Source organism: Deinococcus carri (assembly GCF_039545055.1).
In the GTDB taxonomy this organism is placed as follows: domain Bacteria; phylum Deinococcota; class Deinococci; order Deinococcales; family Deinococcaceae; genus Deinococcus; species Deinococcus carri.
This window is the reverse complement of record NZ_BAABRP010000018.1, coordinates 26,408-40,748: the sequence shown is the minus strand read 5'-3', so window position 1 is coordinate 40,748 and position 14,341 is coordinate 26,408. Positions and strand designations below refer to the sequence as shown.

The 14,341-nt window shown below is 66.7% G+C and carries 18 protein-coding genes; 3 read left to right on the top strand and 15 right to left on the bottom strand.

Annotated features, from left to right (window positions below):
* Nucleotides 1–25: 25 nt before the first annotated feature.
* Nucleotides 26–1,483 carry a gluconokinase gene (locus ABEA67_RS16270; protein WP_345467211.1) on the bottom strand — a complete coding sequence of 486 codons (1,458 nt, stop codon included), beginning with the start codon at nt 1,481–1,483 and terminating at the stop codon, nt 26–28.
* A 106-nt stretch (nt 1,484–1,589) separates the two neighbouring features.
* Complete coding sequence (locus ABEA67_RS16265) at nt 1,590–1,799, bottom strand: YwbE family protein (protein ID WP_345467209.1); 210 nt, start codon at nt 1,797–1,799, stop codon at nt 1,590–1,592.
* 22 nt (nt 1,800–1,821) lie between these two features.
* Here ABEA67_RS16265 and ABEA67_RS16260 point away from each other — a divergent pair, with 22 nt between their 5' ends.
* The gene (locus tag ABEA67_RS16260; protein WP_345467207.1) at nt 1,822–2,052 is read left to right on the top strand and encodes a ribbon-helix-helix domain-containing protein; all 231 of its coding nucleotides are present in this window, start codon (nt 1,822–1,824) and stop codon (nt 2,050–2,052) included.
* On the top strand, nt 2,049–2,393 hold the full coding sequence (locus ABEA67_RS16255; RefSeq protein ID WP_345467205.1) for a type II toxin-antitoxin system PemK/MazF family toxin: 345 nt from the start codon (nt 2,049–2,051) through the stop codon (nt 2,391–2,393). Before ABEA67_RS16260 ends, ABEA67_RS16255 begins: the two co-directional genes overlap by 4 nt.
* 75 nt (nt 2,394–2,468) lie before the next feature.
* Here ABEA67_RS16255 and ABEA67_RS16250 read toward each other — a convergent pair whose 3' ends face one another.
* From ABEA67_RS16250 to purC, 9 genes are all read right to left on the bottom strand, one after another.
* On the bottom strand, nt 2,469–2,615 hold the full coding sequence (locus ABEA67_RS16250; RefSeq protein ID WP_345467203.1) for a hypothetical protein: 147 nt from the start codon (nt 2,613–2,615) through the stop codon (nt 2,469–2,471).
* Between the two features lie 146 nt (nt 2,616–2,761).
* Entirely contained in the window at nt 2,762–2,920 is a 159-nt protein-coding gene (locus ABEA67_RS16245; RefSeq protein ID WP_345467200.1) for a hypothetical protein, read from the bottom strand.
* 39 nt (nt 2,921–2,959) lie between these two features.
* On the bottom strand, nt 2,960–3,943 hold the full coding sequence (locus ABEA67_RS16240; protein ID WP_345467198.1) for a hypothetical protein: 984 nt from the start codon (nt 3,941–3,943) through the stop codon (nt 2,960–2,962).
* A 2-nt stretch (nt 3,944–3,945) separates the two neighbouring features.
* Nucleotides 3,946–5,364, bottom strand: coding sequence for an amidophosphoribosyltransferase (gene purF, locus ABEA67_RS16235; RefSeq protein ID WP_345467195.1), 1,419 nt, complete (start codon nt 5,362–5,364; stop codon nt 3,946–3,948).
* Complete coding sequence (gene purL, locus ABEA67_RS16230) at nt 5,361–7,604, bottom strand: phosphoribosylformylglycinamidine synthase subunit PurL (RefSeq protein WP_345467193.1); 2,244 nt, start codon at nt 7,602–7,604, stop codon at nt 5,361–5,363. The genes purF and purL overlap by 4 nt, the downstream gene beginning before the upstream one ends.
* A complete protein-coding gene (locus ABEA67_RS16225) occupies nt 7,601–8,074 on the bottom strand; it encodes a DinB family protein (protein WP_345467191.1) in 474 nt (157 codons plus the stop codon). Before ABEA67_RS16225 ends, purL begins: the two co-directional genes overlap by 4 nt.
* The gene (gene purQ, locus ABEA67_RS16220) at nt 8,071–8,739 is read right to left on the bottom strand and encodes a phosphoribosylformylglycinamidine synthase subunit PurQ (RefSeq protein ID WP_345467188.1); all 669 of its coding nucleotides are present in this window, start codon (nt 8,737–8,739) and stop codon (nt 8,071–8,073) included. The genes ABEA67_RS16225 and purQ overlap by 4 nt, the downstream gene beginning before the upstream one ends.
* The gene (purS, locus tag ABEA67_RS16215; protein WP_345467186.1) at nt 8,736–9,005 is read right to left on the bottom strand and encodes a phosphoribosylformylglycinamidine synthase subunit PurS; all 270 of its coding nucleotides are present in this window, start codon (nt 9,003–9,005) and stop codon (nt 8,736–8,738) included. The genes purQ and purS overlap by 4 nt, the downstream gene beginning before the upstream one ends.
* Before the next feature lie 94 nt (nt 9,006–9,099).
* A complete protein-coding gene (gene purC / locus ABEA67_RS16210; protein WP_345467184.1) occupies nt 9,100–9,816 on the bottom strand; it encodes a phosphoribosylaminoimidazolesuccinocarboxamide synthase in 717 nt (238 codons plus the stop codon).
* 403 nt (nt 9,817–10,219) lie between these two features.
* Here purC and ribH point away from each other — a divergent pair, with 403 nt between their 5' ends.
* On the top strand, nt 10,220–10,687 hold the full coding sequence (gene ribH, locus ABEA67_RS16205; protein WP_345467181.1) for a 6,7-dimethyl-8-ribityllumazine synthase: 468 nt from the start codon (nt 10,220–10,222) through the stop codon (nt 10,685–10,687).
* 68 nt (nt 10,688–10,755) lie between these two features.
* Here the strand turns inward: ribH and prmC are convergent, their stop codons facing one another.
* From prmC to ABEA67_RS16185, 4 genes are all read right to left on the bottom strand, one after another.
* Nucleotides 10,756–11,598: a peptide chain release factor N(5)-glutamine methyltransferase gene (gene prmC / locus ABEA67_RS16200; RefSeq protein ID WP_345467179.1), complete on the bottom strand. Its 843-nt coding sequence runs from the start codon at nt 11,596–11,598 to the stop codon at nt 10,756–10,758.
* Nucleotides 11,599–11,670: 72 nt separating this feature from the next.
* Nucleotides 11,671–12,261, bottom strand: coding sequence for a Jag family protein (locus ABEA67_RS16195; protein ID WP_345467177.1), 591 nt, complete (start codon nt 12,259–12,261; stop codon nt 11,671–11,673).
* A 129-nt stretch (nt 12,262–12,390) separates the two neighbouring features.
* Nucleotides 12,391–12,975 carry a peptidylprolyl isomerase gene (locus ABEA67_RS16190; RefSeq protein WP_345467175.1) on the bottom strand — a complete coding sequence of 195 codons (585 nt, stop codon included), beginning with the start codon at nt 12,973–12,975 and terminating at the stop codon, nt 12,391–12,393.
* A gap of 52 nt (nt 12,976–13,027) precedes the next feature.
* Entirely contained in the window at nt 13,028–14,317 is a 1,290-nt protein-coding gene (locus ABEA67_RS16185; protein WP_345467173.1) for an aminopeptidase, read from the bottom strand.
* Between the last annotated feature and the right edge of the window lie 24 nt (nt 14,318–14,341).

Below are 14,341 nucleotides of genomic sequence, written 5' to 3'. Positions count from 1 at the left end.
ACAGGAGGGGAGAAAGGTTGGTGCCTCATTCGGCCAGTGTCCCCGCGTGCAGCGTGTGCGTCAGGTCGCGCAGGGCCAGCGCCGCCGCGCGGTACTGCCGCCCCAGCCGGGCATACAGGGGCTGGTCGGCGTTGGGGTGAATCTGCGTGTAGGCGCGCTCGGCCTCCAGCGACAGGCCCGCGCCCCGCGCCGCAATCCGCGCGGCCCCGAAGGCGCTGCCCTCGAACAGCTCGGCGTCCTGCGGCAGGCTGACAGGCTGGTTCAGGGCGTTCGCCAGCACCTGGAGCCACGCGGGCGAGCGGGTCAGGCCCCCGGTCACGCGAATCTCGTCCAGCGGCCCCACCTGCGCGCGCAGCAGGTCGGCCAGCCACGCCAGATGCAGCGCCACGCCTTCCATCCCCGCGCGGGCGATATCGCCGGGGGTGTGGTGCAGGCCCAGTCCCAGCATCGCGCCCTGAAGCTGCGGGTCCCAGAAGGGCGCACGTTCCCCCGCCAGCGCGGGCAGAAACAGCAGACCACGCGCGCCGGGCACGGTGCCGGTCATCAGGTCTTCCAGCGTGAGGGGAAGCTGGAAGTGCTCACGCAACCAGTTCAGCACCAGCCCAGCGTTGTTGCTGGGGCCGCCTACCAGGTACCGCCCGCCCGGTTCGCGGTCGTCCACCCGGTAGCAGAACAGCCGCGCCTCCGGGTCGAGCGCCGATCCCCGCGAGAAGGTGCGGATGGCCGAACTGGTGCCCACCGACACGGCAGCCTGCCGCGCACTCTGGATGTTCAGCCCCTCGGTGGCGGTCACGCCGTCACTGGCCCCGATAACCCAGTGGGCCGCCGCCAGCCGGGGATAGCGCGAGCGGTAGGGCTGGAGCAGGGGCGGGAGCGGCTGGTCGATAGGCTTGATTTCGGGCAGTTGCGCCGCCTCCACCCCGGCCACCCGCAGCGCCTCCGGGTCGTAGTGGCCGTCTATGTTCATTAGGCCGGTGGCCGCCGCCGTGCTGGTGTCGGTCCAGAACACGCCGAAGGACCGCAGCAGCACTTCTTCCTTGAGGCCGCTCACCCGCTGCCACGCCCGCGCGTCCTGGGTGCGGGTCAGCCACGCCAGTTTCACGGCGGGCGTCATCGGGTGGTAGGGCACGCCGGTGTGGTCAAAGAGAAAAGAAGGTGGGTGGCCCCCAGTGTCTGCGCGCGCGTCCGCCCAGGTGTAGACCTCAGAGGGTCCCTCCGCGCTGACCGTAATCAGCGAGTGCATCACGTTGCTGAAGCCCACCGCCGCGGGCTGGATGCCCTGGGCGGCGCAGTACGCTTCCAGCTCGTCCAGCGCCCGCTCGTAGGCGTCGAGCAACTGGGGCAAGCGGTGGCTGGCCTGGCCGGGCAGGTCGTGGTTCAGGGGGTAGGGAAAGTTCAGGCGGTGGACTTCGCGGGCACCCTGAAACAGCACCGCTTTCAGGGCCGTGGTTCCGAAATCCAGGCCGACGAGATGGGGGTCCAAGGGTACGCTCCTTCTGCCCTCGCCGGGCCAGGCGACCCGTGAGGGACCCCATTTCACCACCCTGACCCCCGCTGCCCCCCAATTCTGAAGAACGGCAAAAGCCGCCTTAATCCTCCCCGGCTGGCCCCACCACCGCCTGCACCCGGCCGACCTGCCCTGACGTCAGCCGCACCTTGATGCCGTGCGGATGCGTGGGCGAGCGCGTGAGCAGTTGCGCCACCACGCCGCGCGTGAGCCTGCCGGTGGGCTGGTCCTGCTTCTGCACGATGTCCACGGTGAGGCTGGGGCGAATGGCGGAACGGGGGGGAGGGGTCATGAGCAGGAGTATAGTTGATGGCATGACCAATGCCACTCGCATCAGTGCCACTCTTCCACCGGACCTCGCTGCCTTTCTGGACGAGTACCAGGAAACCCACCACCTGAGTTCCCGCAGCGCTGCCCTTGCAGAAGCGGTGCGTGCCCTGCGCGACCAGAACCTTCAGGAGGCTTATCAGGAACTCGGCGAGGCGCAGCGCAGCGGACAGGAAACCTATCCTGACGACAACCTCGACGGCCTGGAGAACGAATGAAACTGATCCGGCGCGGTGATATCTGGCTCATCAATTACCGCCCAGATGGACGTGAGGGAGAGGCGGCCCAGACCCATCCCGGTATCGTCGTGACCAACAACGCCGCCAACGTCAGCACTCACCTGCTGATGACGGTGCCCCTGACCAGCAACGTGGAACGCCTGTATATCACCAACATTCTGCTGCCCAACCAACGGACCGGGCTGGACCACGACAGCAAGGCCCAGGTGGAAGCCATGCGGGCCACCCACGTCAGCCGCCTCATCAAGCGGCTGGGGCATGTGCCGGATGACCTGATGACGGAAGTGGACGGGAAGGTGAGACTGCATCTGGGGTTGTGACGGGAAGCCAACAACCGTGACAGGTAGGCTAGAGACCCAGCACCAGCCGCAGCCCCGCCTCGACCTCCTGCATGGCTACGATACCCGTTCCGTGAGTTCGGTCTTGTTCAGAGTGACCAGGGCGGACACGTTGACCACGCTGTCTTTGGGGAGCCGTGTCCGGTGTGCTTCCAGCAGCACTTTGTCCGGTGTCTCCGCCAGCGCGAGATGGCTGGTCAGCACAGCGGCGATGACGGTGGCGATACGGCTGCGGTTGAAGCTGTCGGCCTACACCACCAGCACGGGGCGGATGAACGCAGGGCGGCTTCCGACCGGTTCTCCCAGGTCGGCCCACCAGACCTCACCGCGAGCGATTACCACTCGTTCGCTTAGAACGTCCGGCGTGCGGCTTCCCACCGCAGGTCTTCGCCTTGCTCGGCATTCGCCCCATACACGCGGTCAAGAGAAGCCGTCACGTCCTCGCCGCTATGCCGCACCAGATACTCGCGTAGGGCTGCCCGGTAGAGTTCACTACGTGTCAGGCGCAACTTCCGCGCGAGGGCCTCAGCCTCGGCAAAGTCTGGTCGTCAAGGGAGATGATGATCTTCATAAGCTCGTTCTGTATTTTTATGCTGGCTAATAAGAAAGCGGTCGGGAGTAACGTTGTAAAGGTCCTTATAGCCAGAGTAGTTATCCAAAACTTTAAATCTAGAGGAAATCAAGCTATCTATAGCAAGCTTTGCGGCCTTGCGCCTTTTATGTGAGTCTTCCCCTTCGCTATCAGAGTAGTATGATTGATTTTCGTAAGGTATTGGTGCATGTAAGCTGTAATCAGGAGGAATGTCTCCATACTCGTAATCTTCTTCATATCTAATAATCCCAGGAGGCTTCAATAAGTAGCTTCTTTCAGGAAGTGCAGTTCTGAAAATATCTGACCATAACATACGATTCTCACCACTTGCTTTGTAGGGTATTCCTATAGAGAACTCGTAATAGTATCCTTGTTCAAAGTTAATCCAGACTATGATCTCCTCAACTTCATTAGGAGTGAGAGTAATGTGACTATATTCTGGCTTGCCTATCGAAATTTCCTCTCCGGAAAGATACGGAAGCAGCTTAAAATTGGCTCCTGCACTTATAGCGTATGCAGTATCGTCATTCCGAGTTATAATTCCTTCATAGAATTTTGGATTTCCGCCACCCCCGATTCCATCCTTAGGTTTTACAAATTCAGCGACCATGTTTGGCAATTTCACTCTCTTTAGTATCTTAATTACAAAATAGTTTGCAATTTCTAATGTTCCTACCTCCGATGTATTTTCCATAGTTACACTTATAGAATTAATCCTATTTATAATTAAGGAATTCGAAGCGTAGTGTGTTAATGGGAGTTGTGGAGAGTAATCAAGTAGTATTCCCTCGTCTTCAGTTGTGGCAATAGGTAGTTGCTCGTGGAATTGAACTCTAAGAGATGATGGTAAAGACTTTCTTTTGATATAGCGGTTGATGGACGGGAAGGTAATTATTCCAAGCACTATGGCTACAAATAGGCTGGCTAAACCCACATCCATCCTCAAACCTCCAACGCCAGCTTGTCCACATCATTCAGCAGCGGTGTCCCCGCCGGGTATTCTCCCGTGAAGCACGCGCCGCACAGGCCCTGGCCGCCGATAGCCTTTCTCAGCCCCGGCTCGCTGATGAAGGCGAGGGTGTCCGCGCCGATCAGGTCGCGGATTTCCTCTACGGTGTGGGTGCTGGCGACCAGTTCCTTGCGGGCGGCAGTGTCGATGCCGTAGAAGCACGGGTGCGTGATGGGCGGGCTGGACACGCGGAAGTGGACCTCGGTGGCCCCCGCCTCACGCAGCAGGTTCACGATCTGGCGGCTGGTGGTGCCGCGCACGATGGAGTCGTCCACCAGAATGACGCGCTTGCCCCGCACGGCGCTGGTGGGCGAGAGCTTCATCTTCACCTTCAGCTCGCGCGCCTCCTGGGTGGGGGCGATGAAGGTGCGGCCCGCGTAGGGGTTCTTGTACAGGCCGTAGTCGAAGGGAATACCGCTCTCGCGGGCGTACCCGATGGCCGCGCCGATGCCGCTGTCGGGCACGGGCACCACGATGTCGGCGTCCACCGGCTTCTCGCGGGCGAGCTGTTCACCCATGCGGATGCGGCTGGCGTGAATGTCCACGCCGTCGAGTTCGCCGTCGCTGCGGGCAAAGTAAATCCACTCGAAGGAGCAGGGCGTGGGCCGCTTCGGCTCCACCATCAGCGAGTGCAGGCCGTCCCGGTCCATCCAGACCAGTTCGCCGGGCTGCACGTCGCGGACGAGCCGCGCGCCGACCGCGTACAGGGCGCAGGGTTCGGAGGCGAGTACCCATGCGCCGTCCTCGCGCTGCCCGATGACCAGGGGCCGCACGCCGTGGGGGTCGCGGAAGCCGATCAGTTGGGTGCGGCTCATCAGCACGCAGGCGTAGCCGCCCCGGAGCTGCTGCATCGCGCCCGCCGTCGCCTCGATCAGGTCCATGTGCGACTCGCGGGCGATCAGGTTCAGCATCACTTCGCTGTCGTTGGTGGTCTGGAAGAGCGCGCCTTCCATCAGCATCGCGCTGCGGACCTCGCGGGCGTTCACGAAGTTGCCGTTGTGCGCCAGCCCCAGGATGCCCTTGTTCGTGCGGGTGGTGAGGGGCTGGGCATTGAAGCGCAGGTTGCTGCCGGTGGTCGAGTAGCGCACGTGGCCGATGCTCACGCGGGCATTGGGGAGGCGCAGGCCGTCCAGCCGCCGCTCGTCGAAGACCTGCGTCACCAGGCCCAGGTCCTTGTCCACATGGAACTTCTCGCCGTCGCTGACGCACATGCCCGCCGCCTCCTGCCCGCGGTGTTGCAGGGCGAAGAGGCCCAGGTACGTCAGCCAGGCGAGGTCCTGCGGCTGCGGCGAGTAGAGGCCGAACACCCCGCACTCGTCCTGCGGCTTGTCGGTGGCGGGGTCGAAGATCACGCCAGGATCTCCCGCAGCGGCGTCTCGAAGGCGGTCTTCAGGGCGTCGAGGGTCACGCTCAACTGTACGTTCGCGCCCGTCACGGAAATGGTCACGCGGTCACTGCCGCCCAGGCTCTCGCCCAGCGCGGTATAGGGGACTCCCAGGCCGTCCAGCAGCTCCTGCGCCGCCTGCTCGTGGCCCAGCGGCACGGCCACGACGACGCGGCTGTGCGCCTCCCCGAACAGCACGGCATCGGGGCGCGCGCCTTCCGGTGCCTTCAGCTCCACCTTCAGCCCCTGCCCGCCCGCAATCGCCATCTCGGCCAGGGCCACGGCCAGGCCGCCCTCGGAAGGGTCGTGCGCAGTGGTCGTCAGCCCGGCGCGAATCAGGGCGAGGGTGCCCTCGATGACCTTCTGTTCGAGGTCGAGGTCCAGGTCAGGTACCTGCCCCGCCTCCAGCCCATGCACCGTTTCGAGGTACTGCGAGGCCCCGAGGGTGGTCGCGTGGCGGCCCAGCAGGTAGAGGGTGTGCGGCCCGGCCTTCAGGTCCAGGGTGGCGCGCACGGTCACATCGGGCAGCACGCCGACCATGCCGATGGTGGGGGTGGGGTGAATGGCGACCTTGTGGTCCCCTTCCGTGTACTGGTTGTAGAGGCTGACGTTGCCGCCCGTCACCGGCGTGTTCAGCGCGCGGCAGGCGTCCGCGATGCCCTGCACCGCCTGCTGAAGCTGGAAGTACACCCCCGGCTCGTGCGGGTTCCCGAAGTTGAGGTTGTCGGTGATGGCGAGCGGCGTCGCGCCCACGCAGGCGAGGTTGCGGGCGGCTTCCGCGACGGCGGCGGCAGCCCCCTTGTACGGGTCGAGGTACACGAAGCGCGGGTTGCAGTCGGAGGTGGCGGCCACGCCCATCCCGCTCCCCTTCACGCGCAGGACGGCGGCGTCGGCGGCTCCGGGCACCACCACCGTGTTCGTCATCACCTGATGGTCGTAGCGTTCAAAGATAGGCCGCTTGCTGGCAATCGTGGGGTGCGAGAGCAGGTCCACCAGCACCGCGCCCAAGTCGCCGGGCACGGGCACGCCGCTCAGGTCCCGCTCGCGCTTGGCCCGGATGTCCGCCGACTCCACGCCCTCGCGGGTGTACTTGGGGGCCTCGTTCAGCAGGGCCACGGGCAGGTCGCAGACCACCTCGCCCTTCCATGTCAGGCGGTAGCGGTCGTGCGCCTCCACCTCACCAATCGTCACCACGTCCAGTTCCCACTTGGCGAGGAGGTCCAGCAATTCCTGCTCCCGGCCCGGCACCGGCACCAGAATCATGCGCTCCTGCGACTCGCTGAGGCACAGTTCCATCGGCACCATGCCGCTCTCGCGCGTGGGCACGAGGTCGAGGTCCATCGTGATGCCCAATCCGGCGCGGTAGGCCATCTCGCACGTCGAGGACACCAGGCCCGCCGCGCCCATGTCCTGCACGCCCGCCACCACGCCCGCCTGAATGGCCTCCAGCGTGGCCTCCAGCAGCAGCTTCTCCATGAAGGGGTCGCCCACCTGCACGGCGGGACGGTCGGCCTGGCTGGCCGCGCTGAGGTCGGCGGAGGAGAACACCGCGCCGCCCAGCCCGTCGCGCCCGGTCTTGGAGCCGACGTACACAATCTGGTTGCCCACCGCGCCCATCGTCCCCTTCGCCAAATCCTCGTGACGCAGCAGGCCCAGGGCCATCACGTTGACCAGCGGGTTCTCCTGGTAGGAGGGATGGAAGGTCACTTCACCGCCCACTGTCGGCACACCGATGGCGTTCCCGTAGTGGCTGATGCCCTCCACCACGCCGTTCACCAGGAAGCGGGTGCGGGGGCTGTCGGGGTTGCCGAATCTGAGGGAGTCCAGCACGGCGAAGGGCCGCGCCCCCATCGCGAAGATGTCGCGCAGGATGCCGCCCACGCCGGTCGCCGCGCCCTGCACGGGTTCCACCGCCGAGGGGTGGTTGTGGCTCTCCATCTTGAAGGCCACGCCCCAGCCTTCGCCGATGTCCACCACGCCCGCGTTCTCGCCGGGGCCTTGCAGCACCTGCGGCCCGGTCGTGGGGAAGGCGCGGAAGAGGGGCCGCGAGTTCTTGTAGCCGCAGTGTTCGGACCACATCGCCCCGACGATGGCGGCTTCCAGCGCGTTCGGCTCGCGCCCGATGCCCTGCACGAGGAGGTCGTATTCCTCGGGGGTGAGGCCGAAGGTTCCCGCGCGGTCGCGCAGGGAGGGATTGACCGCTGTCATGCCTGCTCCTTCATCCCCAGGCGCACCTGGCCCCGGTGGTAGGCGACGTGCCGCAGGTGCAGCCCGATGCCCTGGAGGCGCGGGCGCTCGCCGCCGGGGGCACTGGGGGAAAAACTCGTGCCCTGCAACTCTTCGGCGCTCATGTTCTGGAGGAACGTCAGCACTTGCCCGGAAATATCGTCCAGATAAGCCAGCACTGCGTCCTTCCCCGCGTCCTCGCTGAGGGCGGGGGTGCCGCTCAGGGCCTGCACCCAGGGCTGGTCCTCCCAGCCCAGGTGGGCGTAGGTGGCGGAACGGTCGCCCAGCACGGCCAGCCGCAGCCACTCCGCGATATGCAGGGCGTGCCACGCGGGACTGTGGCCCACGCCCGCAGCAGCGAAATGCTCGTCGGGAACGGCATTCAGGGCCGCCCGGAAGGCGTTCAACTCGGCGGCGTACTGCTCGGTCAGGAAATCCTGCAACTCGTTCACTTCACCACGCCCACTTTCAGCGACTCGAACATCCCCAGCCCGTCCTCACTGCCCAGCAGCAGCTCCACCGCCCGCTCGGGGTGCGGCATCATGCCCAGCACGTTTCCGTCCTCGTTGATGATGCCGGCGATGTCGTTCAGCGAGCCGTTGGGGTTGTCCATGTAGCGGAAGACCACGCGGCCCTCGGCCTCCAGGCGGGCAATCGTCTCGGGGTCGGCGTAGTAGTTGCCCTCGCCGTGCGCGATGGGGATTTCCAGCACCTGATTCGCCTCATACGCCCCCGTGAAGGCCGTCTGGTGGTTCTCCACCCGCAGATGCACGGGCGCACAGTGGAAGTGCAGGTCGCGGTTGCGCGAGAGGGCACCCGGTAGCAGGCCGGATTCGGTCAGCACCTGAAAGCCGTTGCACACGCCCAGCACAAACCCGCCGCGCTCGGCATGTTCCTTCACAGCGGCCATGATGGGGCTGCGGGCCGCAATCGCCCCGGAACGGAGGTGGTCGCCATAGCTGAAGCCACCCGGCAGGAACACCAGCTCGGTGCCTTCCGGGAGGCCCGCTTCCGTGTGCCACACGAACTGCGCGTCCGGGTCCAGCGTCAGCCGCGCGGCGTGCAGCGCGTCGGCGTCGCAGTTGGAGCCGGGAAATTGAATGACGGCCGTCTTCACGCGCCCGCCACCTCGCGCGCCTCTTCCAGTTCCCAGCGCGCGTTTTCCATCACGGGATTGCTCAGCACGTTCTCCACAATGTCGGCCAGTTGCGCCTCGACTTCTGCCCGCTCGCCGCTCAGCGTGAGTTCGATGTATTTCCCGACGCGCACGCCCGCCACGTTCGCGTGGTCCAGGTGCGACAGCGCCCGCTCGACGGTGCGGCCCTGCGGGTCGAGGATGGAGGGCTTGAGGGTGACGAAGACTTTGGCGTTAAAGGTGGGCATGGGTTCTCCTTCGGAGAGGCAAAAGGCAGAAGGCGGATGGCAGAAGGAAGCAGCGGCTGTTGCAGAGGCGTGAAGAGCCTTCAGCTTTTGGCCTTCAGCCTTCTGCGGGCGCGGTGACGCGCCTCAGCATCTCCGCATACGCGTCCTCCACCCCGCCCAGGTCGCGGCGGAAGCGGTCCTTGTCCATCTTCTCGTTCGTCTGGGCGTCCCAGAAGCGGCAGGTGTCGGGGCTGATCTCGTCGGCCAGGACCACGGTGCCGTCGTGGGTGCGGCCGAATTCCAGCTTGAAGTCGATCAGGCGGATGCCGCGCTCCGCGAAGTAGGGCACCAGGAAGTCGCGGATGTTGAGGGCCAGCTCGCGGATGCGCCGCAGCTCGTCCTCACCTGCCCAGCCCAGGGCGACGGCGGTATCGGTGTTGATGAGGGGGTCGCCCAGCGCGTCGGACTTGTAGCAGTACTCGACGACGGGCCGCGCGAGGGGCGTGCCTTCCTCGATGCCCAGCCTCTTGCTGAAGCTGCCCGCCGCCACATTGCGTACGATGACTTCCACCGGGATGATCTCCACCGCCCGCACGCGCTGCTCGCGGTCACCCAGCTTTTCCAGGAAGTGGGTGGGGATGCCCGCTCTCTCCAGCAGGGGAAACAGGTGCGCAGTGATCGCGTTGTTGATCTCGCCCTTGCCCTGAATCTGGGCCTTTTTGACGCCGTTGAAGGCGGTCGCGTCGTCCTTGTACTCCACCACGTACTCATGCGGGTTCTCGGTCGCGTAGACCTTCTTGGCCTTGCCTTCGTACCGTTGCTCAAGCTTCATGCGGGGACTCCCAAAGTAGAACGGGCGTCTCCCGGCCAGAGGTGCGGGGGGACGCTCGTGGGTTGCGCGGGGCTGGACATACCGACTCCGATGGAAAGGTTGACTTGGCAACCTGGACATCCGAGCAGGGCGAGCAGGAGAAACGACGGGTTCTGCGGAAGTGGAGCAACAAGCGGTGCTTTTCCGGTGGTTGCGGAATGAAGCGGAATCCGGAGCATGGGGCCTCCATCGCCGCCTCTCGGGCGGGCTTACCGTGCGGGCACGGGGCGTCTCGCGGGACGCGGGTGGAAGAAGGGGAAGTGCAGCGGATGCCGGGGCAGGCTGCCGTGGTTCACCTTAACACCCCATGAAGCCGGGCGGGGTGAGGACGTTCCGGGGGGACGGACACGGCACAATGCGGGCCATGAACCGTATCGAAGCCAACCTGCTTGCCACCGGCCTCAAGTTCGCCATCGTCGGCACGCGCTGGAACCATTTCATCGTGGACCGACTGGTGGAGGGCGCGCAGACCGCCTTCGTGCAGCACGGCGGCGACAGCGCCGACCTCGACCTGTACGTGGTGCCCGGCAGCTTTGAGGTGCCCCTGGTGGCCCGCCGCCTCGCGGAAAGCGGGCGCTACGACGCGGTGGTATGCCTGGGGGCCGTCATCAAGGGCGCGACCGACCATTACGACTTCGTGGCGGGCGCGGCCACCAACGGCATCCTGAACTCGATGCTGCACACAGGGGTGCCCATCGCCTTCGGCGTCCTAACCACCGACACCATCGAGCAGGCGGTCGAGCGGGCCGGGACCAAGGCGGGCAACAAGGGCGCGGAGGCCGTGCTGGCGATGATCGAGACGGCCAACCTGCTGCGGCAGATTCCGGGGTGAAAGGGGTTAGGGGTGAGGAGTTAGGGATGAGGAAAACAGGTCTTTTCCTAACTCCTTACCCCTAATACCTAACCCCTTCCCGCCCTCACGAACCGTTCCCGCCCCACCAGGTCGGGCAGCACCCCGGCCTGCCAGCCCGCGGCGCGCAGTTCCGCGGCGAAGAGAGTGGCGTTGCGGGGGTCGAGTTCCAGCAGCAGCGTGCCGTCGGGAGCGAGGGCAGCTGCCGCCTGCGCCGCCAGGGGCCGGGCCACATCCAGCCCGTCGGGGCCGGCATACAGCGCGAGGTCGGGGTCGCAGCGCACCTCGGGGGCGGCCCCCATGCGGTCGGTGTCGGGCAGGTAGGGGGGGTTGCTCACGATCAGGTCGAAGGGACCGGGCAGGCCCGCCAGCAGGCTCCCCTCCACGAAGACCACGTCCAGCCCGTTCAGCCGGGCATTCTCGCGCGCCAGCGTCAGGGCGTCGGGGCTGAGGTCGGTGGCGGTGACGCTGGCGTCCGGTCGGGCGGCCTTCAGCCCCAGTGCCAGAGCGCCTGTGCCGGTGCCCACGTCCAGCACGCGCGGGGCGGGCCAGTCCTTCAGGGCCTCCAGCGCGAGGTGCAGCAGCCACTCCGTCTCGGGACGCGGCACCAGCGCCCGCCCGTCGGTCCGCAGGCGCACGCCGCCCCACTCCACCTCGCCTAGCAGATGCTGGAGGGGTTCGCGGGCGGCCCGCCGCGCGAGCAGGGCCGCCAGCCGCGTCGCGTCCGCCTCCGGCACGACCTCCCCGCCCTGGGTCAGCAGGGCCGCGCCGCCCAGGTTCAGCGCGTGCAGCACCAGCGTCCGCGCGTCGGCCTCTGGCGAGGGCACGCCCGCCTCACGCAGCAGGCGCGTGGCTTCCTGCAACCACGCGCGGAGGGTGAGGGGAAAGGCCATGAGCTATGAGCTATGGGCTATGAACCGGCAACCGGAAGCGTCAGCTTTTGCGTTCGCCCTCTTTTTCATAGCTCACGGCTCATAGCTTCTCGGCTTGATCAGCAGTCGCCGGGAGGCCCCCTCCCCGACCGATTCGGTGGTCACGTCGGGGTGTTCCTTGAGGGCGATGTGAATCACGCGGCGGTCGGCGGCGGGCATGGGCTGGAGTTCGTGGGCCTCGCCGCTCTTGGCGACCTGCACGGCCAGGCGCTCGGCCAGACGGGACAGGGTATCGGCCTGCCGCTTGCGGAAGCCGCCCACGTCCACCCGCACACGCAGGTCGCTGCGGCCCGCCTGCTTGGCGAGCACGGTGTATGCCAGCACCTCGATGGCCCCCAGGGTGCGCCCGTCGCGGCCCGCCAGCCGGCCAGCGTTCTCCCCGCCGATCTCGGCCTCCAGCGCGTCCTCGCCCTCGCGGACGGTGATGGTGAGCGTGGGGTCGATGCGGGCGGTCAGCCCCTGGAGAAACCGTTCCAGCACCGCGCGGGGGTCCTCGTCCATGGCCTCCGGGGCGGAGGAAGCCGGTGCGGCGACCTCGGGCGCGGGCGGCAGCGGCACCACGTCGTCGGCGTCACTGATGCCCAGCCCCGCGAGATAGTCGTCGAGGTTCGTGCGGTTGTCCATGCCGCCAGTGTAGCGCGGCGGCTCTCACGAGGTTCCCACAGTGGCAAGGTGCGGAAGGCGAATGGCTGATGGCAGAAAGGGGAAGGCGGAAGCCGCAGCCTCCGCCTTCCTGCCTGCCGCGTCCGGCGTTCAGCCTTCGGCCTTCTCCACCAGGTATGCCCGCTCGATCACGTCCGGCGTGCCGGGCATGCCGGGCTGGATGCGGGTCAGGCGGTCCAGCACGTCCATGCCCTCCACGACCTGACCGAAGACAGTGTGGCGGCCGTCGAGGTGCGGCGTGGGGCCGAAGGTGATGAAGAACTGCGAGCCGTTGGTGCTGGGGCCGGCGTTCGCCATGCTCAGGACCCCCTTGCGGTCGTGGCGGTGCGTGCTGCCAAACTCGTCCTCGAACTTGTAGCCGGGGCCGCCCGCGCCAGTGCCGGTGGGGTCGCCGCCCTGCGCCATGAAGCCGTCGATGACGCGGTGAAACTTGATGCCGTCGTAGTAGTGGTGGCGCAGCAGGTACGCGAACGAGTTCACGGTGACGGGGGCCTCGTCCGGGAAGAGGTCCAGCACGATGCGGCCCTTGCTGGTCTCGAACACGGCGCGGTAGCTCTTGCCGGGGTCGATACCCTCGCCCAGTTCGGGGGCCTGCGAGAAGCGCGTCTGGCGCTCGCGGGAGAGTTCGGGGGCCTGGGTGTAGCCGCCTTCGGTGTAGGTGTCGTTGCCGGTCATGGGGGCATTGTAAGGGGCCGTCAGCCTTCAGCGTTCAGCCGTCAGGGAAGGCTTAAGCTTCGGCCTCGGCTGCGGAGAGCTGAACGCTGACGGCTGAAGGCTCTCCCACCACCCACTCCCCGCCGCGCATCAGGGCCTCGCGCTGGCCGCCCGCCGTGATGCCGTCCACGTCGGTGTCGGGCGTGCCGATCATCCAGTCCACGTGGATCAGGGAGTCGTTGCCGCCCGCCGCGAGCAGGGCTTCGGGGTTCTCGCCGTGCTGGACGTTGGTGGGGTAGCAGCGGCCCAGGGCGATGTGCGAGGCGGCGTTCTCGTCGAAGAGGGTGTTCAGGAACAGTGTTCCAGTCTGCGCGACGGGGGCGGAGGCCGGGACCAGCGCGATTTCGCCCAGGTGCGCGGCCCCCTCGTCCGTCTCCATCAGCTGCCTCAGCGTCTCCTCGCCCTTCTCGGCGCTGACCTCGACGGCCTTCCCGCCCTCGAAGCGCACGCGAATGCCCTCGATCAGTTGCCCGCGCGCACTGAGGGGCTTGCTGGCGACCGCCACACCGTCCACCCGCTCGCGGTGGGGGGCCGTGAAGACCTCGTCGGTGGGGAGGTTGGGCACGGCGCGGATGCCGTTTCGGGCCGTCTCCGCGCCGCCCTGCCAGATGTGGCCGTCCGCGAGGCCCACCGTGAGGTCGGTGCCCAGCCCGCTGCGGAGGTGAATCGCCGCGTACTGCTTCTCGTTCAGGTAGGCGGTCAGGCGTTCCAGGCGCGCGAGGTGTGCGTCCCAGGCGGCCACCGGGTCGGGTCGGTCGGCGCGGGTGACGGCGAAGATGTCGTCCCACAGGCGGGCGACGGCCTCCGCCTCGGGCAGCTCCGGGTAGACGCGGCGTGCCCAGGCGGGGGTGCTCATGGCGGCGACCGTCCAGTTGACCTCGAAGCCGCCGATGGCCTTCTGCACGTGCTGCCCCTTCTGTGCGGCGAGTTTGCTGCGCCGCGCCACACGCTCGGGGTTCACGCCCGCCAGCAGGGAAGGATCGCTGCCGACGATCGAGATGAAGGCGTACCCGTCGGCCACCAGATGTTCTCCCTCCTGGGCGCTCCACTCGGGCAGGAACTCCACCGCCGTGTCGGTGCCGTCCTCGTACAGCGCGAGCGAGAGGTGCTGGTCGTTGTAGTTCACCCGCACGTCTGTGGCCCCCGCCTGATACGCGGCGCGGGCGACGAGGCGGGCCAGCGCCGCCGCCTCCACCGGGGCGTTCACCTGCACCTTCCCGCCTTCCGGCAGGTTCACGCCCGTGCGGACGAGGAGTTCGGCGTAGCGGGCGAGCTTCTCTTCAAAACCGGGGTTGGAGGTCATGGGGGTTACTCTACGGCGGGCAAC